19 protein-coding genes are annotated in these 18,034 nt (G+C 72.5%); 12 read left to right on the top strand and 7 right to left on the bottom strand.

All coding sequences use genetic code 11. The features are described from left to right. Positions 1-197 precede the first annotated feature (197 nt). The 5 genes from AB0I77_RS12490 (at position 198) to AB0I77_RS12470 (ending at position 6,805) form a co-directional block, all read left to right on the top strand. Entirely contained in the window at positions 198-2,222 is a 2,025-nt protein-coding gene (locus AB0I77_RS12490) for a hypothetical protein (protein ID WP_363282447.1), read from the top strand. A 122-nt stretch (positions 2,223-2,344) separates the two neighbouring features. Next, complete coding sequence (gene pelF, locus AB0I77_RS12485; protein WP_363282446.1) at positions 2,345-3,865, top strand: GT4 family glycosyltransferase PelF; 1,521 nt, start codon at positions 2,345-2,347, stop codon at positions 3,863-3,865. Then, positions 3,862-5,370 (top strand): hypothetical protein, encoded by a 1,509-nt coding sequence (locus tag AB0I77_RS12480; protein WP_363282445.1) that lies wholly within the window; start codon positions 3,862-3,864, stop codon positions 5,368-5,370. The genes pelF and AB0I77_RS12480 overlap by 4 nt, the downstream gene beginning before the upstream one ends. Then, positions 5,367-6,017 (top strand): spherulation-specific family 4 protein, encoded by a 651-nt coding sequence (locus tag AB0I77_RS12475; RefSeq protein ID WP_363282444.1) that lies wholly within the window; start codon positions 5,367-5,369, stop codon positions 6,015-6,017. The genes AB0I77_RS12480 and AB0I77_RS12475 overlap by 4 nt, the downstream gene beginning before the upstream one ends. Next, positions 6,014-6,805, top strand: coding sequence for an endo alpha-1,4 polygalactosaminidase (locus AB0I77_RS12470; RefSeq protein ID WP_363282443.1), 792 nt, complete (start codon positions 6,014-6,016; stop codon positions 6,803-6,805). Before AB0I77_RS12475 ends, AB0I77_RS12470 begins: the two co-directional genes overlap by 4 nt. A 2-nt stretch (positions 6,806-6,807) precedes the next feature. On the opposite strand, the gene AB0I77_RS12465 is transcribed toward AB0I77_RS12470, so the two are convergent. Further along, positions 6,808-7,593 (bottom strand): adenosylcobinamide-GDP ribazoletransferase, encoded by a 786-nt coding sequence (locus tag AB0I77_RS12465; protein WP_363282442.1) that lies wholly within the window; start codon positions 7,591-7,593, stop codon positions 6,808-6,810. Between the two features lie 60 nt (positions 7,594-7,653). On the opposite strand from AB0I77_RS12465, the gene AB0I77_RS12460 reads away from it, so the two are divergent. Further along, the gene (locus AB0I77_RS12460; RefSeq protein ID WP_363282441.1) at positions 7,654-8,418 is read left to right on the top strand and encodes a hypothetical protein; all 765 of its coding nucleotides are present in this window, start codon (positions 7,654-7,656) and stop codon (positions 8,416-8,418) included. Here AB0I77_RS12460 and AB0I77_RS12455 read toward each other — a convergent pair. The 3 genes from AB0I77_RS12455 to cobT form a co-directional block, all read right to left on the bottom strand. Continuing rightward, positions 8,316-9,056, bottom strand: coding sequence for a hypothetical protein (locus AB0I77_RS12455; RefSeq protein WP_363282440.1), 741 nt, complete (start codon positions 9,054-9,056; stop codon positions 8,316-8,318). The two genes, AB0I77_RS12460 and AB0I77_RS12455, sit on opposite strands and share 103 nt — an antisense overlap. Further along, on the bottom strand, positions 9,053-9,229 hold the full coding sequence (locus AB0I77_RS12450; protein WP_363282736.1) for a hypothetical protein: 177 nt from the start codon (positions 9,227-9,229) through the stop codon (positions 9,053-9,055). Before AB0I77_RS12450 ends, AB0I77_RS12455 begins: the two co-directional genes overlap by 4 nt. Positions 9,230-9,332: 103 nt before the next feature. After that, positions 9,333-10,640, bottom strand: a complete 1,308-nt coding sequence (gene cobT, locus AB0I77_RS12445; RefSeq protein WP_363282439.1) for a nicotinate-nucleotide--dimethylbenzimidazole phosphoribosyltransferase — start codon at positions 10,638-10,640, stop codon at positions 9,333-9,335. Positions 10,641-10,778: 138 nt separating this feature from the next. Between cobT and AB0I77_RS12440 the strand changes: the two genes are divergently transcribed. After that, positions 10,779-11,480 carry a class I SAM-dependent methyltransferase gene (locus tag AB0I77_RS12440; RefSeq protein WP_363282438.1) on the top strand — a complete coding sequence of 234 codons (702 nt, stop codon included), beginning with the start codon at positions 10,779-10,781 and terminating at the stop codon, positions 11,478-11,480. 21 nt (positions 11,481-11,501) lie between these two features. Here the strand turns inward: AB0I77_RS12440 and AB0I77_RS12435 are convergent, their stop codons facing one another. Further along, entirely contained in the window at positions 11,502-12,704 is a 1,203-nt protein-coding gene (locus AB0I77_RS12435) for a bifunctional adenosylcobinamide kinase/adenosylcobinamide-phosphate guanylyltransferase (protein WP_363282437.1), read from the bottom strand. A 167-nt stretch (positions 12,705-12,871) separates the two neighbouring features. Here AB0I77_RS12435 and AB0I77_RS12430 point away from each other — a divergent pair, with 167 nt between their 5' ends. Further along, on the top strand, positions 12,872-13,087 hold the full coding sequence (locus AB0I77_RS12430; RefSeq protein ID WP_363282436.1) for a hypothetical protein: 216 nt from the start codon (positions 12,872-12,874) through the stop codon (positions 13,085-13,087). A gap of 84 nt (positions 13,088-13,171) precedes the next feature. Here AB0I77_RS12430 and AB0I77_RS12425 read toward each other — a convergent pair whose 3' ends face one another. Further along, the gene (locus tag AB0I77_RS12425) at positions 13,172-13,873 is read right to left on the bottom strand and encodes a methyltransferase domain-containing protein (RefSeq protein ID WP_363282435.1); all 702 of its coding nucleotides are present in this window, start codon (positions 13,871-13,873) and stop codon (positions 13,172-13,174) included. A gap of 83 nt (positions 13,874-13,956) precedes the next feature. Then, positions 13,957-14,583 carry a DUF3043 domain-containing protein gene (locus tag AB0I77_RS12420; RefSeq protein ID WP_363282434.1) on the bottom strand — a complete coding sequence of 209 codons (627 nt, stop codon included), beginning with the start codon at positions 14,581-14,583 and terminating at the stop codon, positions 13,957-13,959. A gap of 287 nt (positions 14,584-14,870) precedes the next feature. On the opposite strand from AB0I77_RS12420, the gene AB0I77_RS12415 reads away from it, so the two are divergent. The 4 genes from AB0I77_RS12415 to AB0I77_RS12400 all read left to right on the top strand — a co-directional run bounded on the left by AB0I77_RS12415 (position 14,871) and on the right by AB0I77_RS12400 (position 17,982). Next, positions 14,871-15,677: a PspA/IM30 family protein gene (locus AB0I77_RS12415; RefSeq protein ID WP_363282432.1), complete on the top strand. Its 807-nt coding sequence runs from the start codon at positions 14,871-14,873 to the stop codon at positions 15,675-15,677. A 42-nt stretch (positions 15,678-15,719) separates the two neighbouring features. Then, positions 15,720-15,998: a hypothetical protein gene (locus AB0I77_RS12410; RefSeq protein ID WP_363282430.1), complete on the top strand. Its 279-nt coding sequence runs from the start codon at positions 15,720-15,722 to the stop codon at positions 15,996-15,998. 104 nt (positions 15,999-16,102) lie between these two features. Continuing rightward, complete coding sequence (locus AB0I77_RS12405; RefSeq protein ID WP_363282722.1) at positions 16,103-17,302, top strand: sensor histidine kinase; 1,200 nt, start codon at positions 16,103-16,105, stop codon at positions 17,300-17,302. Further along, the gene (locus AB0I77_RS12400) at positions 17,299-17,982 is read left to right on the top strand and encodes a response regulator transcription factor (protein WP_363282429.1); all 684 of its coding nucleotides are present in this window, start codon (positions 17,299-17,301) and stop codon (positions 17,980-17,982) included. Before AB0I77_RS12405 ends, AB0I77_RS12400 begins: the two co-directional genes overlap by 4 nt. The last annotated feature ends 52 nt before the right edge of the window (positions 17,983-18,034 follow it).

Below are 18,034 nucleotides of genomic sequence, written 5' to 3'. Positions count from 1 at the left end.
CCCTAGATCCCTCCTGCGGAACGGTCTTTACCTGAGCAGGTAAACACCCGGCATGAGCCTACGCTCGGGGTCGCTTTCGATCATTCCTGCGGACGTTCACCTGTCGGTGGCGTCCTGGCCACTTCTTGATCCGCGCAGCCGGTGAGCTGAGTCACACTCATGGAATCTGACGGGGGATCTTCTGGGGGAGGACGACCTTGGCTCACCGTGCGCTCGCAAACAGCTGGAGAACCACCGCCGCCGTGGTGACGGCCGCGGGGCTCATATCCCTGGGACTCGGCACGCCGGGCGCGTCGGCCGCGGGGCAGCCGCGCATCGATCTCAGGGTGCTGGTCGTGGACAACGGCGGCAGCCCCGTCCGGGCCATCGCCGCCCAACTGGAGAGCACCGGCATCCCGTACACCACCGTCGACCTGACCGACCCGAACCGCCCGGCCATCACGGCCGCGTTCCTCAGCGACACGGTGAACGGCACGCCCCGCGCCAAGTACCAGGGCGTCGTGCTGCCCGACGAGGCCCCGTTCGGCGCGGGCTCCGCCGAGCAGAGCGCCCTGGAGGCGTACGAGAGGACGTACGGCATCCCGCAGGTCGACGCCTACACCTGGGCGCACCCGGGGGTGGGCCTCGACCTCAGCTCGTACACCGGCTCGCTCGACGGGCAGCGGGCGGGGGTCACCGAGGCGGGCCGGGCGGGCCGGTTCGGCTATCTCGACGGCGCCTTCACCTTCGAGGACAACTCGCCGTCCGTCTCGGAGAGTTACGGCCATGTGGCGCAGCCCCGCGCCGGCTTCACCAGCTATGTCGACGTCCCCGTGCCCGGCGGCGGCGGACGCGGCAGCCTGATCGGCGAGTACGTCCACGACGGCCGCCGCGAGCTCGTGGTGACCTTCGCCTACCACCGGCACCAGCAGCAGTTCCGGCTGCTCGCCCGGGGCATCGTCGAGTGGCTCACCCAGGGCGTGCACCTCGGCCGGGCCCGCAACTCCTTCGCGGTACACATCGACGACGTCTTCGCGCCCGACGCCCGCTGGGACCCCGCGCGCAACTGCACGTCCGGCGACCTCGCCTGCGCCGGCGGCGAGGCGGGCCCGCCGATCCGCATGACGGCGGCCGACGCGGTCCACGCCGCCCAGTGGCAGCGGGAGCACGGCTTCACCATGGACCTGGTGTACAACGCCGGCTCGGGCGAGGAGTGGAGGGCCGAGCACGGCGGCGCCGACGCCCTCACCGACCAGCTCCTCGCGGACAAGGCCGCCTACCGCTGGATCAACCACACCTACACGCACCAGTACCTCGGCTGTGTGCAGGACACCTCCACCGTGCCGTGGAGCTGCGCCAGGAACGCCGACGGCTCCACGCGGTACCTGAGCCGCGCCGGCATCTCGGCGGAGATCCGCGCCAACCGCGACTGGGCCCTCGCCAAGGGCCTGCCCATCGACCGCACCGAGCTGGTCACCGGCGAGCACTCCGGTCTGAAGACGCTGCCGCAGCAGCCGGACGACAACCCGAACCTGGCCGGCGCCCTCGCCGACAACGGGATCAGGTGGACCGGCTCGGACAACTCCCGCGAGCCCGAACAGCGGTCGGTGGGCGGCGCGTTGACGGTCCCGCGCCACCCGATGAACGTGTACTACAACGCCGGCACCAAGGCCGAGATGGCCGACGAGTACAATTGGGTCTACACGTCCAAGGCCGACGGCGGCAGCGGCATCTGCGAGTCCAACCCGGCCTCCTCCTGCCTCGACCGGCCGCTGGACACCGCCTCCGGCTACGACGACCACATCGTCCCCCTGGAGGCCCGCACCGCGCTCGGCCACGCCGTCGACAACGACCCGCGCCCGCACTACGCCCACCAGTCCAACCTGGCCGAGGACCGTGTCCTCTACCCGGTGCTGGCCAAGGTGCTCGCCGACTACCGGGCCCTGTTCGCCGACAACACCCCGCTGGAGAACCCCCGGCAGAGCGCCATCGGCGCGGAACTGAGGAACCGCGCCGCCTGGCGGACGGCCGTCGCGCACAACAAGGTGACCGCCTACCGCATCGGAAACACCGTGACGGTCACCGCACCGTCCGGGACACGGATCCCGGTGACCGCCCCCGAGGGAACGAAGAAACAACTCCCCCTCGGCACGACCACCTTCGGCACGCGGTACGCGGGAGCACGCTCGGCTTGGACCACGCCTGCGTTCCCGCAGTCGTCGCTCACCTTGAATCTGCCGTAGAGGACAGCGCCCCCTTAGGGGCGCGGGGAACTGCGCGACCAGCCACCACGAGCCCGCAGCCGGGTGCCGGTCCGCAGTTCCCCCGCACATCATCCGCACTGAACAGGGGGAGCCGCGCAGCAATGCGTACCGGCCGTCACGTCACCATGCTCACCGAAGGCACCTACCCGCACGTCCACGGAGGGGTCAGCACCTGGTGCGACCAGCTCGTCAAAGGCATGCCGGAGGTCGACTTCCACATCCTGTCGCTCACCGGCAGCGGCCGCGAACCCGTGACCTGGGAGCTGCCGCCCAACGTCCGCCGGCACACCTCCGTGCCGACCTGGGGCCCGCGCCCCGGCCGCGCACGCGCCCCGTACGGCAGGGCGCGGCGCCGCTTCGCGGACTCCTACGAGCGTTTCCTGCTCTCCTTCCTCGCTCCCGAGGAGCGCTGCGACTTCGACGAGGCCCTCTACGAGCTGGCCGAAATCGCCCGCGACGGACGCCTGTCGGCGGCCCTGCGCAGCGAGTCCGCGCTGCGCTCGCTGATGTGGATCTGGACGATGCCGCATCTGCCGACGGCCGCCGCCCACCCCACCGTCCACGACGCCCTGACCGCGACCGACCTGCTCGAACACGCCCTGCGGCCGCTCGGCGTCCGTATCTCGGAGGACTCCGTCGGCCACGCCGTCAGCAACGGCCTGGCCACCCTGCCCGCGCTCGCCGCCCGCAAGCTGGACGGCGTGCCCTTCCTGCTCACCGAGCACGGCATCTATCTGCGCGAGCGCTACCTCGGCTACCTCGGCGGCGAACAGCGCTGGCCGGTGAAGGCCTTCATGCTCGGCTTCTACCGCGAGCTGAACTCGCTCGGCTACCGCGCCGCCGACCTGATCACCCCGTGCAACCAGTACAACCGCCGCTGGGAGGAGCGCGGCGGCGCCGCCGCCGACCGGATTCGCACCGTCTACAACGGCGTCGACCCGGCCGCCTTCCCGCACGCGGGACCCGAGCCCGAGGTGCCCACGCTCAGCTGGTGCGGACGCGTCGACCCGATCAAGGACCTGGAAACGCTGCTGCGCGCGTATGCCCTGGTCCGCGCCGAGATCCCGGCGACCCGGCTGCGCCTGTTCGGCCCGGTCCCGCCCGGCGGCGAGGCCTACCGCACCAAGCTGGAGAAGCTCGCCGCCGAACTCGGCGTGCGCGACGGACTCACCTTCGAGGGCCGGATCAGCGAGGTCTGGCGGGCGTACGCGGCCGGTCATGTCGTCATGCTGTCGTCGATCTCCGAGGGCTTCCCGTTCTCCCTCATCGAGGCCATGTCCTGCGGCCGTACGACGGTGTCGACGGACGTCGGGGGAGTGCGTGAGGCCGTCGGCGACACCGGTCTCGTGGTGCCGCCGCGTGAGCCGGAGAAGATGGCGGCGGCCGCGCTGAGCCTGTTGCGCGACGACGAACGGCGCCTGAAGTGGGGTGAGTTGGCAAGGCAGCGGGTCATCGACCGGTTCACGCTGCGCCGCAGCGTCGACGCCTTCCGGACGATCTACCAGGAGCTCGCGGGCAGCTCCGAGGTCTACGAGCCCACGGTCGAGACCGTCGCCGACTGGACCCTCGAACTGCGCGACCCCTGGTACGCGATGGCCGCCACGGACGGAGCCGACTGGTGAGCGGAAGCATCCGGACGCACCCGGACACCCTGCCCCGCATCCCCCGCCAGCCCGCCCCGGGCTGGGCGCGGCGCGACCCGGTCGACGAACTCGCCGACCGCCTCCACGACTTCGTGGCCGCCGCCGTCCACCCGGACGAGATAGCCGCCCTGCTGGAGTCCGACGGCCTGTCGGACGACCAGATACGCCGGCGATACGGCGTGAAGGACTCCTTCGCGCTCGCCGAGGAGCTGTACGAGCGCGTCGAACGCCGGTACCCCGAGCCGGCCGGCCCGGTGCACGATCCCTGGCGGGTCGGCCTCCTCGGCTGTCTGCTGCGCGGGGTCGTCTTCGCCCTCCCCGGCTTCGGGTATGTGCTCGGGGCGCCCCTGCTCGCCGGCCCGAAGGGCGACCTCGGGCTCCCGGCGGGCACCGTCCCGCTGCTGGCCGGCGCCCTGTGCGGCTGGACCTGGAACCAGGGGCTCGCCCATCGGGCGTACTCCTGGCTCGGGTTGGGCGACCGGTCCGCCGCCCGCCGCTCGCTGCTGGTGGGGGCGCCGCTGGGCGCGCTGCTCGGCGCCCTGGTCGCGCTGGCCGTCGCGGGCACGGCCCACCCCTCCGCGGTGGCCTTCGCCGCCGGGCAGTCCGGCTATCTGGGCGCGGCCACGGTCCTGCTGGTGATGGGCCGCGAGCGAGCCCTGCTGGCCGCCCTGACCCCGATGACGGCGGGCGCGGTCCTGGCCCTGGTCCATCCCGTGCCGGACGCGGTGAGACTCGTCCTGCTGCTGGGCTCCCTGGCCGTGGTCGCTATCCTCGGTCTGCGTGAAGTGGCGCCCGCGGCAAGGGACTTGGGGACCGGCGGCTGGACCGCCGGGCTGACCGCCCTGCTGCCCTTCGGCGCCCTCGGCGCCACCGGCCCCGAGCGGCAGCCCACCACGGCCCCCCGGCTCGCGGCCTCCCTGCCGTACGCCCTGTTCGGCCTGGGCAGCGGAGTCCTGGTGGTGTACGCGGCGCTCGGAGACGTGCTCGCGGGCGAGGAGCTGAGCGCGGTCGCCGCGCCCGCCGCCGTGGCGCTCACCCTCAGCATGGGCCCCGCCGAATGGCTGCTGTACCGCTTCCGCAGCGGCAGCCTGGCCGGGCTGCGCGCCAGCGGCACACCGAGGGCGTTCCGGCGCAGCACGGCCCGTACGGTCGTGCAGTGCCTGACGGGCTACCTGGCCGCCCTGCTGGCCCTCGCCCTCGCCACCTCGGCCCTGTGGCCGCACGCCCACGAGCTCACCGGCATCCGCCTGGCCGGCCTGCTCCTGCTGGGCGTGGTCCTGTGGACGGGCCTGCTGCTCCAGTCCTTCGGCGCGATCACCAGCGCCGCGACGGTGTGCTGCGCCGCGGCCCTCGCCCAGACTCTGGCCCTCATCACCCACACGGGCACGCCGCACTCCGTGGAGCTGATCGTGTACGGCACGGCGGCCGCCCTCCAGGCCGCACTGGTCTGCGGACTGCTGGGAAGGGTGACCGCCCACCGATGAGCACCTTGCTGGTTCCCTACTACGAGCATCCCTCCGTCCGCCCCGCCGAATGGGAGGCGATCATCGCGGCGGCGCCCCGCCTCTACGGCGTCGTCCTCAACCCGGCCAGCGGCCCCGGCGACCGCCCCGACCGGGCCTTCGCCGAGGTCGCCGCCCGGCTGCGGGCCGCGGGTGTACGGGTGCTCGGATACGCCGACACCGACTACGGCCGCCGCCCGCACACCCAGGTCGTCCGCGACCTCGCCCGGCACCGCCACTGGTACGGCACGGACGGCGCCTTCCTCGACCAGGTCACCGCGGGAGCGGAGGACTTCACGCACTATCAGCGGCTGGCGGTGGCCGCCTGGGGCACCGGCTGCGGCACGCTGGTCCTCAACCACGGCACGCCCCCGCACCCCTCCTACGCCCGGATCGCGGACGTGCTCGTCACCTTCGAGGGCACCTGGGCGTCGTACTGCCGACTGCGCCCCGAGCGGTGGCCCGACGGCACCGGAGTGCGGCTGTGCCATCTGGTCCACGGCGTCCCGCCCGGAGTCGACCCGGCGGGGCTCGCCCGCGCGCGGGGCGCCACCGTGCACTGTGCGGTGCCGGGCGTGGGCGATCATCCTTGGGGTACGTTGCCGCACACCCTGGAGCCCGCCCGGTGAGACGCCCTAGCCTGCCAGCAGCAGCCCTGCTCCTGATACTGGCGGCCTGCACGACCGTTCCCGACGACACCGACGACGATCCCGGCAGCGAGCGCTGGCAGCCGCGCCCCGGCCTGGCCTGGCAGTGGCAGCTCAGTGGCCGCCTCGACACGAGCGTCGACGTCCCGGTCTACGACATCGACGGCTTCGACCACTCCGAGGAGACGGTCGCCGCGCTGCACCACGAGGGCCGCAAGGTGATCTGCTACCTCTCGACGGGCGCCTGGGAGGACTGGCGCCCGGACGCGGGCGAGTTCCCCAAGTCGCTGCTGGGCCGCGGCAATGGCTGGCCCGGCGAGCGCTGGCTCGACATCCGCCGCACCGACGTCCTGGAGCCCCTGATGGCGGCCCGCATCGACCTGTGCCGCGACAAGGGCTTCGACGCCGTGGAGCCGGACAACATGGACGGCTACCAGAACCGCACCGGCTTCCCGCTGACGGCCGCCGACCAGCTCCGCTACAACCGCCTGATCGCGCGGCTCGCCCAGGACCGGGGCATGGCGGTGGGCCTGAAGAACGACCTGGACCAGATCCCGGAACTGGTGGGGGACTTCGACTTCGCGGTCAACGAACAGTGCGCCCAGTACGACGAATGCGACGCCCTGGAGCCCTTCGTCACGGCGGGCAAGGCCGTCTTCCACGTCGAGTACGAACTGCCCACCCGCCGTTTCTGCGCCGACTCCCGCCGCCTGAAGCTGAGTTCGCTGCTCAAGAAGTACGAACTCGGGGCGTGGCGCAGGGCCTGCTGAACTCAGCCGAGGGAGAGCACGACCAGCGCGGTCGTCGCCGCCGCCTCCGCGAGCCCCCCGAAGACATCCCCGGTCACCCCGCCGAACCGCCGGACGCAGTGCCGCAGCAGCAGCTCGGCGACACCGGCGGCGGCGACGACCGCGATGGTCGTGCGGACGACGTCGTACGCCCCGAAGAAGGCACCCCCCGCCGCCGCCCCGGCCACGACGACGAGGCCCACGGCCGCCGCCCAGCGCACCGGGACCACGCCCGCGACCGCCGCCCCCAGCCCCTCCGGCCGGGCGGCCGGCACTGAGGCGCGGGCGGCCAGGGTGAGGGCGAGGCGGGCGGCGGTCGCCGAGACGACGGCGGCCAGCGCACCCCGGCCCCACGAGTCGCCGTACGCCTGCGCGAGTGCGGCCACCTGGGCGAACAGCACGAAGACGAGGGTGATCACCCCGAATGGCCCGATGTCCGACTGCTTCATGATCCGCAGCGCGTCCTCGGCGGGCTTGCCGCTGCCCAGCCCGTCCGCGGTGTCCGCGAGCCCGTCCAGGTGCAGGCCGCGGGTGAGGACGGCGGGGACGGCGGCGGTGGCGACGGCGGCGAGCAGCGGGCTCGCGCCCAGAAACAGCAGGAACACGCCCAGGAGGGCCGCGCACGCGCCGACCGCCAGCCCGGCCGGCGGGGCGCACAGCATGCCGGCCCGGGCGGCCTCCCGGTCCCAGCGGGTCACCTTGACCGGGAGCACGGTGAGGGTGCCGAAGGCGAAGCGCAGGCCGTCCGGCCAGGAGGGGGTCTTGGACACCGGCGCAGGTTATCCGGCGGTCGAGAGAGCGCCCAGGGCGCCCGTGGATAAAGTGCCCATATGGGACATTGGTTGGAGCGGAACATCATCGAACCGGGCAAACTGCCGCTGCTCTGCGCCCTCACCGCGTTCGTGCTCACGTTCCTGATCACCCGGATCGTCACCCGCACGATCCGGGCGGGCAAGGGTCCCTTCGGCAACGTCAGCGCCGGGGGAGTGCACATCCACCACGTGGTCCCCGGCGTCGTCCTCACCGTCCTCGGCGGCTTCGGAGCGGTCGCCAGCACCCGGCACGGCTTCGGCTCGGCCGCTTTCGCGGTCGTCTTCGGCATCGGGGCGGGCCTGGTCCTCGACGAGTTCGCGCTGATCCTCTACCTCGCCGACGTCTACTGGACCGAGGCGGGACGCAAGAGCGTCGAGGCCGTGGTGCTCACGGCGGCCCTGGTCGGTCTGGTCCTGTGCGGATTCGTGCCCTTCGGGGTCAACGACCTCAGCGACGACGAGCTCCAGGACCGCGGCTCCGTCATCGTGAGCGTGGCCGTGAACTTCCTCTTCTCGCTCCTCGCCCTGGCCAAGGGCAAGGCCCGCACCGCGATCTTCGGCGTGATCGTCCCCTTCATCGCCCTCATCGGCAGCATCCGCCTGGCCCGCCCCGGTTCCCCCTGGGCCAAACGCTTCTACCGCCGCCGTCCGCGCGCCCGCGCCAGATCCAGCCTGCGCGCCTACCACCACGACCGCCGCTGGGCGGGCCCCCGCCGCAGATTCCAGGACCTGATCGGCGGCAGGCCCGACCCGATGTCGGACCGGGCCCTCGAACGCCGGTGACGCAGTGCCAAGGCGCCGCACAGCACCAACATCGCCGCGATGGCCGCCAGGTGCTCCTTGCCGGCCAGGTTCTCCTTCAGCGCCACCTCGATCCCCATCGCCGCGATCACTGCACCCGCCGTGACATACGCGCCGTAGCGCAGGCCGAGGAACACGGCGAGGCCCACCACCGCCGCGGACGGTCCGGTGTCCACCACCTGCGCGTCCGAGCCGGGCAGGCCCAGCGGGTGGCCGGGGCCCAGCCAGATGCCCACGCGCGCGTAGAGCGTCCCGGCGAGTGTGGCGGCGTAGGCGAGGGCGAGCGTCCGCCGGCGGCCCAGACAGATCTCGGCGATCCCGAACACGAACAGGATCTGCACCAGGGCGCCCCAGACGGGCAGGTCCAGGGCCGGCACGAACAGCGACAGCGGGGTGCGCAGGAGCGCCGGCCCCAGCGGGTCCTCGGCGCGCACGGCGCCGGCGTTCTCCACGAACCGGTAGCCCCACGGCTGGTTGTGCACGACGTGCAGCGCGGCCGTCAGGCACACCACGGCGATCGTCATCGGGATCGCCCGCCACCCGCGCCCGAGCAGCGGCTCGCGCACGACGACGTACAGCGCTCCCCATTCGGCACGGGCCCAGCGGACGAGGGTCGTCATCGATGCGTCTCCAGGTGCTTGCGGCGCGGCCTCAGCACCGGCCCGGCGCCGAGGCGTGCGCCACGATCGAAGACCGACCGGGACCTGGCGAAGTTGAGCGAGACCTGGGTGATCCGGATCTCGTCGGCGCGCCGCAGCACCGGCGCGAGGTTCAGGATCCAGGCCGCCCGCATGCGCCGCCGCATGGTGATCGCCAAGTTGAAGCACGCGCCAACGCGCGGGTACCAGACGGCAAGGGCGGCGGCCCGCCGGGAAGCGCGCGCTCCTCCAGGGCGACTACTCGGCCGCCGCTTCCGGTGAACCACCCGGCTTCGGTGAACCACCCGGCTCCGCGGAACCACCCGGCTCCGCGGAACCACCCGGCTCCGCGGAACCACCCGGCTCCGCGGAACCACCCGGCTCTGCGGAACCACCCGGCTCCAGTGAACCACCGGGCTCCAGTGAACCACCGGGCTCCACGGAACCACCCGGCTCTGCGGAACCACCTCTCTCCGACGAACCATCCGGCTCCGCAGACTCATCCGGCTTCTCGAAAACCTCCGGCTTCTCGGGAAGCTCGGCGGCCAGCGCCGCCGCGGCCTGCACGAACGGCAGCGCCAGCAGCGCCCCAGCCCCCTCCCCGACCGTCACCCCATGGTCGAGCAGCGGTTCCAGCGCCATCCGGTCCAGGGCCTTGACCTGCCCCGGCTCCCCGCTGTTCTGCCCGGCCAGCCACCAGTCCGGCGCCCGGAAGGCGACCCGCTGCCCCACCAGCGCACAGGCGGCCACCACGACCCCGTCCAGAATCACCGGCAGCTTCCGCACCGCACACTGCAACAGGAAGCCCGTGATCGCGGTGAGGTCGGCGCCGCCCACCGTCGCCAGCAACTGGAGCTGGTCCCCGAGCACGGGCCGGGCCCGGCGCAGCGCGTCCCGGATCGCCGCGCACTTGCGCATCCACGCCAGGTCGTCGATCGCCTGCCCGCCCCGCCCGGTCACCACGGACGCGTCGGTCCCGCACAGCGCCGCGATCAGCACGCCCGCCGCCGTGGTGCCGCCCACGCTCAGATCGCCGAGCACCACCAGATCCGTACCGGAGTCGGCTTCCTCGTCGGCGACGGCGACCCCGGCCCGGAAAGCGGCCTGAGCCTCCTCCGGCGTCAGCGCGTCCTCGATGTCGATGCGTCCGCTGCCGCGCCGCACCCGGTGCCGTACGACATCGCCGGGCAGCGTCTCCGGGTCGCAGTCCAGCGCCAGGTCAACCACCCGCACCGGCACCCCGAGCCGCCGGGCGAGCACCGACACCGGACGGCCGCCGTCGAGAACCTCGCGCACCAGCGCCCCGGCACTGCCCGCCGGTCGCGCCGAGACGCCCAGTTCGGCCACACCATGGTCACCGGCGAAGAGCACCACCCGCGGCTGTTCGATCGGCCGCACCGGCACGGCGGACTGCGCCGCGGACAGCCACTCACCCAGTTCGTCGAGGCGGCCCAGCGCTCCGGGCGGCACGATCTGACGTTCCCGGCGCGCCTCCGCGTCGCGGCGCACACCTCCGTCGGGGCGCTCGATCAGATCGGTGAAGTCGTCGAGATTAAGCGAGCTCATTCGCCGAACAGTACCGGCCCCGATCGAACGGAACGGCGGCACATCGCCACGTCGACGAGGCGACGTCGTTGCACTCAAGATCCCTATCCCATACGTTCCGGTTTGCTGTGGATTGTCGTCCGTCTCTGGGAGCCGCTCATGTCCGCACCCTCCGCACGGCGCCTACGCTCCACCGCCCGGGCGATGCTGCCGTTTCCCGAGCCGGAGAGCTGGCTTGACGTGGGCACATACGACGCCCGCTTCCCGGCGACAGCGAAGGAGGTCTTCCCCTACACGGCCTTCGACGGCCTGGATGTCACTCCCCGGGTCGAATGGGCCCGCTGGGCCGAGCGCGTCGAGGAGGCCTACGTGGGTCTCCTGACGGATCCGCAGGTCACGACCCGCCTGCGCGCCCGCTACGACGTGCTCAGCATGCTCCATTACCTGCCGCGCACCCCCGACCCCCGCGCGGAACTCCGCGCCGCCCTCACGGTCCTGCGCCCCGGCGGCCACCTGCTGCTCGAAGCCCCCGACCCGCGGTGCGCGTTCGCCGCGCTGCTCGGCAAGCGGTGGCTCCCGCGGGCTCTGCGCCTGCGCCTGGTGCCCCTGGACGACCTCCGCACGGAACTGGAGTCCCAGGGCTGCACGGTCCTCGTGACGGACCGCCGGGCCGCGCACCTCCCCCGCGACCTGTCGGCCGCGCTGTCCCTGGCCCTTCCCCGCACCCTGCCCCCGTGGGTGACCACTCCGCTGGTGGCCGCGGCCAAGGCGCTGGACCACGCCCTGGCCCCCCTGCTCAGCCTCACCCCCTTCTCGAACAGCTACCGGCTCATCGCCCGCCTGGAGCCGTCAGCCCCGTAGCGCCTGGCGGCGGGGGAGGCGTCAGCCCCGTAGCACCAGCGCCTGCCCCGCCACCACCAGCAGCACCTGCTCGCACTCCCCGGCGAACGCCGCGTTCAGCCGCCCGAGTTCGTCCCGGTAGCGCCGCCCGGACGCGGTGGCCGGGACGATCCCCGACCCGACCTCGTTCGACACGGCGACCACGGTCCGCCGCGCGGCCCGCACCGCCTTCGTCAACTCCCGCACCCGCGCCCGCAGCGCCCGCTCCCCGCCGTCGGCCCACTCCGCGTCGTCCCACGCCCCGACGGCGTCCATCGCGTCCGTCAGCCACAGGGACAGGCAGTCGATGAGCAGCGGCGGCCCGTCGTCCTTCAGCAACGGCACCAGATCGCAGGTCTCCGCCGTACGCCACGACCCCGGCCGCCGCTCCCGGTGCGCGGCGACCCGCGCCGCCCACTCGCCGTCCCCGGCCCGTGTGCCGCCCGTCGCGACGTACAGCACATCCGGGAACGCCTCCAGCCGCCGCTCGGCCTCCACCGACTTCCCGGACCGCGCCCCGCCCAGCACCAGCGTCCGCCGCGGCACATCCGGCACGTCCTCGTACACGCCCACCACCAGCGTCGTCCCGTCCGGCGCCGCCCGCGCCCCCACCGAGGCCAGCCGCCGCCGCAATTCGGCCCCCGGCGGCACGTCATGATCGAGATGTACGGCGATGACGTCCGTCGTCGGTCCCAGCGCCCCCACCGCCCGCAGCTTGGCCAGCGCGTCCGGGCGCCCCACGACATCGGCGAGCACCATGTCGTACGTCTCCGCGGACCCGTTCTCCAGCCCGGCCGGCGCGCCCCCCGGCGGCAGATACAGCAGCCGCTGCCCGCCCGGCGAGGTCACCGCGTACCCGGTGCCCGGCGCGTCCATCGCCACCGCCCGCACCCGATGTCCCGTCAGCAGCGCCAACTCCCGCCCGTCCGGCACCCGGCCGGGCTGCGGCAGCCCGGCCGGCACCTCGACCGCCGGCCCCTCGTGCGGATGCGACAGCAGCACCTGCCGTACGCCGCCCAGCGAACGCCCCGCCCGCGCGGCCGCGAACGCCGCGCCGGGCGTCAGATCCAGCAGGAGCGTCCCGTCCACGAGCAGCGCGGTGGCCGCCCGGGCGGCCACGCCGAGCGCGGTCGCACAGGCCGCACAGGGACAGTCGGAGCGGGGCAGGCCCGCGGGGGCACCGGTGCCGAGCAAGGTAAGTTCCACGCACCGATTTTCGCCGGTCGCCTTGGGTCTCGCGCGTCCGCGACCCGCCCAAGGGCCGCGACCGGCCGATGGAGACCCGCAGATCACCAACTGCCTCGATCCGCACGGCGCACCCGGCGGAGCGCATAGGCTGCTGCTCAGCAGTGTGTTCAGACTTGGAGGCGTACATGGCGGCATGGACGTGGCGGTTCGAGAAGGCCGACGGGGCGGAGGTCCAGCCCGCGGTCCAGCCCGAGGAGTTCACCACGCAGGGGGATGCCGAATCCTGGCTCGGGGAGCACTGGAAGGCGCTGCTCGACGGAGGCGCTGAGCAAGTACGGCTGTCGGAGGACTCCACGGAGATCTACGGGCCGATGAGCCTGCGCGCGGCCGAGGAGGCGTAAGAAGAGGCGTGGGGCGGACGGGGGGCGGCCGTGAACCGGCCGCCTCTCCTCATGCCGGGCGCGGCACGGAGGGCTCAGCCTCGCTCAGCCCCGCACCCCGCACAGATGCAGCAGCGCCGCGACCCCGCGATAAGGATCCGTCCGCCCGGCCCGCTCCTCGACCGCCAGCAAGGCCTCCACATCGGCCGGCAGCTCCGCGTCGTCGGCCGCCGTGTCCGTGAAGACCCGCACGCCGTACCACGCCTGCAACGGCGCGCCGATTCCCGCGAGCGTCGCGGTCAGCGTCTCCAGCCGGTCCGCCCGCACATCAAGTCCCAGTCGGTTGCGGTAGGCGGTGGTGTCGAAGGCGGCCAGTGCTCCGGCCCAGTCAGCGGACAGTCCGGGCCGCATGGCCAGCGCGTCGCCGTTGCGTACGAGCAGCGACAGCAGCCCGCCTTGGGCGAGCATCCGCGCCAGCCCCGCGAGCAGCGGATCCGGCTCCTTGACGTACATGAGCACGCCATGACACAGCACCACGTCGAAACTGCCCGGCAGGAAATGCACGCCGGTGTCCCGCCCGTCGCCCTCGATGATCCGCATCCGCTCCCGGATGCCCTCGGGCTCCCCGGACAGGGCCGCACGGGCGGCGGCGACCATCTTCGGGTCCTGCTCCAGGCCGGTCACCTGGTGCCCGGCGCGGGCCAGCCGCAGCGCCTGCGTGCCCTGGCCCATCCCCACGTCGAGCACCCGCAGCCGCTGCCCGACCGGGAACCGCCCCACTATCTGCTCGTCGAGCTGCCGGGCCACCAGCTCCTGCCGGACGACGTCCCGCAGCGCACCCAGCCTGTTCAGCCAGGCATCCGCCGCGCCCCCGGTGAACGGCGTCGTACTCAGGGCCGCTCCCCACGCTTGACCTGGGGCTTCGGCAGCCGGAGCCGACGCATCTGGAGGGAGCGCATGAGCGCGTAGGCGACCGCGCCCTTGCGATTCTGGTCCGGGAAGCGCTCGGCGAGCCGCTTCTTCAGACGGAAGACGGTGAGGAACGAGTCCACCACGATCAGCACGATCACCACGAGCCACAGCAGCAGCGCGATGCTCTGCAGTGAGCCCACCCGCACCATGCTCAGCACGAGGATGACCACGGCCATCGGTAGGAAGAACTCCGCGACGTTGAACCGCGAGTCGATGAAGTCCCGGGCGAACTTGCGCACCGGGCCCTTGTCGCGCACGGGCAGATACCGCTCGTCGCCGCCGGCCAGCGCCTGGCGCTGCCTATCCAGCTGCGCACGGCGCTCCTCGCGCTGTCGCTTGCCGGCCTCCTTACGGTTGGTCGGCGCTTGGGACACGCTGCGGCGCTGCGACTGGGCCTCACTGCGCTTGGGCGTGGGGCGACCCTTCGGGGCCTGCGGGTCACGATTCTGACTGGAGTCGGTCACCGTCGCCTTGTTGGCGAGGGCCTTCTCTTCCTTGGCACGGCTACGGAACACAAAACCCAAGGGTACGGGGTGCGAGGGCATGGACCCCAGTCAGGTGGGGAACGATCCCGCAACACCAGTCGTCAAGTAGGGACAGAGGGGACGCTGTACGCGCTTCCGCCCCTGGATGACCGAGGGTTCCCCGAGGGTTCCCCCAGATATCCCCGGGAGACACCTACTCCCTACGCCGGAGCGGAAGAGTTCGCAGTCGTCCTTGGGGATGAGCGCATCAGTCCCCGAACAGTGCGGTAATGGATGCAGGGCCCGTACTGTGGGTTCTGTCGCAGGAGCTGGAGCTCGAGTCCGTCAGAAGGGGGCGCGCGAAGCCCATGAGCGGTGTCATGAAGCGTATGGGGATGATCTTCCGCGCGAAGGCGAACAAGGCCCTTGACCGGGCCGAGGACCCGCGCGAAACCCTCGATTACTCGTACCAGAAGCAGCTGGAGCTGCTCCAGAAGGTGCGCCGCGGAGTCGCCGACGTGGCGACCTCGCGCAAGCGCCTGGAACTCCAGCTGAACCAGTTGCAGTCCCAGTCGACCAAGCTGGAGGACCAGGGCCGCAAGGCCCTCGCGCTGGGCCGCGAGGACCTGGCCCGCGAGGCGCTCTCGCGCCGCGCCGCGCTCCAGCAGCAGGTGACCGACCTCGAGACGCAGCACTCGACGCTCCAGGGCGAGGAGGAGAAGCTCACCCTGGCGGCCCAGCGACTCCAGGCCAAGGTCGACGCCTTCCGCACGAAGAAGGAGACGATCAAGGCCACGTACACGGCGGCCCAGGCGCAGACCCGCATCGGCGAGGCCTTCTCGGGCATCTCCGAGGAGATGGGCGACGTCGGCATGGCCATACAGCGGGCCGAGGACAAGACGGCGCAGCTCCAGGCCCGAGCCGGCGCGATCGACGAACTGCTCGCCTCCGGCGCCCTGGACGACCAGTCCGGCATGCACAAGGACGACATCCAGGCCGAGCTGGACCGGCTCTCCGGTGGTACGGATGTAGAGCTGGAACTACAGCGCATGAAGGCGGAGCTGGCCGGGGGCACGACCGACCAGCAGGCCATCGAAGGTGGCACGAGCCAGCAGCAGTCCCAGCAGCAGTCCCAGCAGCAGCCGCAGGACACCCCGCGCTTCGACAAGCAGTAACCCACCGGACGACAGCCGGGGCCCACGCCTTAGGAGGGCGACATGATCGTACGGATCATGGGGGAGGGGCAGGTGATGCTGGCCGACAGCCACTTCGCCGAGCTGAACAAGCTGGACGACGAGCTCCTGGCCGAGATGGAGGCAGGCGACGGCCCTGGCTTCCGCCGCACTCTCCAGGCACTCCTGTCCAGGGTCCGCGAGCTGGGCGAGCCCCTGCCCGACGACTTCCTGGAACCCTCGGAACTCATCCTCCCGTCACCGGACGCGACGCTGGAAGAGGTACGGGAACTGCTGAGCGAGGATGGGCTGATCCCGGGCTGAGGCTCAGCCGGGGGCTCCGGGGGCGGAGCCCCCGGAGACGGTCACCGCGATGCCCCGTACCTTGGACAAACGTGAGCACCCCCCTCGAACGGGCCCGACGCCGTATGAAGGCGCACCCCCTCGCGCTGGACGCGGCCCTGGCAGCCGCCGTCCTCATCTGCATGGTGGCCGGCTCGTTCGTCGAACCGCACGGGAAGCAGGACGTCAGCTGGGGATTCCGTACCCCCGACGCCCTCAGCCTCCTCCTCATGACCCTCGGCGCCGCCGCGCTCGTGTTCCGCCGCCGCGCCCCTCTCACGGTCCTCGCGCTCACCGGCGGCTTCTCCCTCGTCGAGGCGGTCACCGGTGATCCCCGCGCCCCCGTCGCCATGTCCGCGGTCATCGCCCTGTTCACCGTCGCCGCCCGCACCGACCGCCTCACCACCTGGCGCGTGGGCCTGCTCACCATGACCGTCCTCACCGGCGCGTCCATGCTCGCCGGCCCGCTGCCGTGGTACGCCCAGGAGAACCTCGCGATCTTCGCCTGGACCGGCATCGGCGCCACCGCGGGCGACGCCGTCCGCAGCCGGCGCGCCTTCGTCCACGCCATCGAAGAGCGCGCCGAACGAGCCGAGCGCACCCGCGAGGAGGAGGCCCGCCGCCGCGTCGCCGAGGAACGCCTGCGCATCGCCCGCGATCTGCACGACGTCGTCGCGCACCACATCGCCCTGGTCAACGTCCAGGCGGGAGTCGCCGCCCATGTCATGGACAAGCGGCCCGACCAGGCCAAGGAGGCCCTGGCCCACGTACGGGAGGCCAGCCGCTCGGCGCTGAACGAGCTGCGGGCCACCGTCGGCCTGCTCAGACAGTCCGGTGACCCCGAGGCACCGACCGAACCCGCCCCCGGCCTCGACCGGCTCGACGAACTCGTCGGCACCTTCCGCAGCGCCGGTCTGCACGTCGAGGTGGCCCGCTCCGACAACGGCACCAGCCTCCCGGCCGCCGTCGGCCTGGCCGCCTACCGGATCGTCCAGGAGGCCCTGACCAACGTGCAGAAGCACGCCGGGACCGCGGCGAAGGCCGAGGTCAGCGTCGTACGCGTGGGACCGAACATCGAGATCACCGTCCTGGACGACGGGGCCGGCGAGGACGAGGACCCTTCGAGCGTCGGCGGGCACGGCCTGCTCGGCATGCGTGAGCGCGTCACCGCTCTGCGCGGCACCCTCACCACCGGTCCCCGCTACGGCGGCGGCTTCCGCGTCCATGCGATCCTGCCGGTCAAGGTCCGCACAGCCGCCAGGGGAAATCCGGGGGAGACCGTATGACCATCCGCGTCCTGCTCGCCGACGACCAGGCGTTGCTGCGCAGCGCCTTCCGCGTGCTCGTCGACTCCGAGCCGGACATGGAGGTCGTGGGCGAGGCGTCGGACGGCGTGGAGGCGGTGCGGCTGACCAAGCAGGAGCGTGCGGACGTCGTCCTGATGGACATCCGGATGCCCGGCACGGACGGCCTCGCGGCCACCCGCATGATCAGCGCCGACCCCTCCCTGGCCCATGTCCGCGTGGTCATCCTGACGACCTTCGAGGTCGACGACTACGTCGTGCAGTCGCTGCGCGCGGGCGCCTCCGGCTTCCTCGGCAAGGGCAGCGAGCCCGAGGAACTCCTCAGCGCGATCCGGGTCGCGGCGGGCGGCGAGGCCCTGCTCTCCCCGGCGGCCACCAAGGGCCTGATCGCCCGCTTCCTCGCGCAGGGCGACGCGTCGGACGGCGACGGCGACCCCGCCCGCACGGCCCGCCTCGACGCCCTCACCGTGCGCGAGCGCGAGGTCCTGGTGCAGGTCGCGGGCGGGCACTCCAACGACGAGATCGCCGAGCGCCTCGAAGTCAGCCCGCTGACGGTGAAGACGCACGTCAACCGGGCCATGGCCAAGCTGGGCGCGCGGGACCGGGCCCAACTCGTGGTGATCGCGTACGAGTCGGGGCTGGTACGTCCAAGGGTGGAGTGAGCTCAACCCTCACGTACTGCGGCGGGAGTAGGCGCCGCATAAGGAAATGGTC

The sequence above is a fragment of the Streptomyces sp. NPDC050619 genome, from assembly GCF_040654815.1.
Lineage (GTDB): Bacteria > Actinomycetota > Actinomycetes > Streptomycetales > Streptomycetaceae > Streptomyces.
The sequence above is the reverse complement of the archived record's forward strand: the minus strand, read 5'-3'. Positions and strand labels throughout refer to the sequence as shown.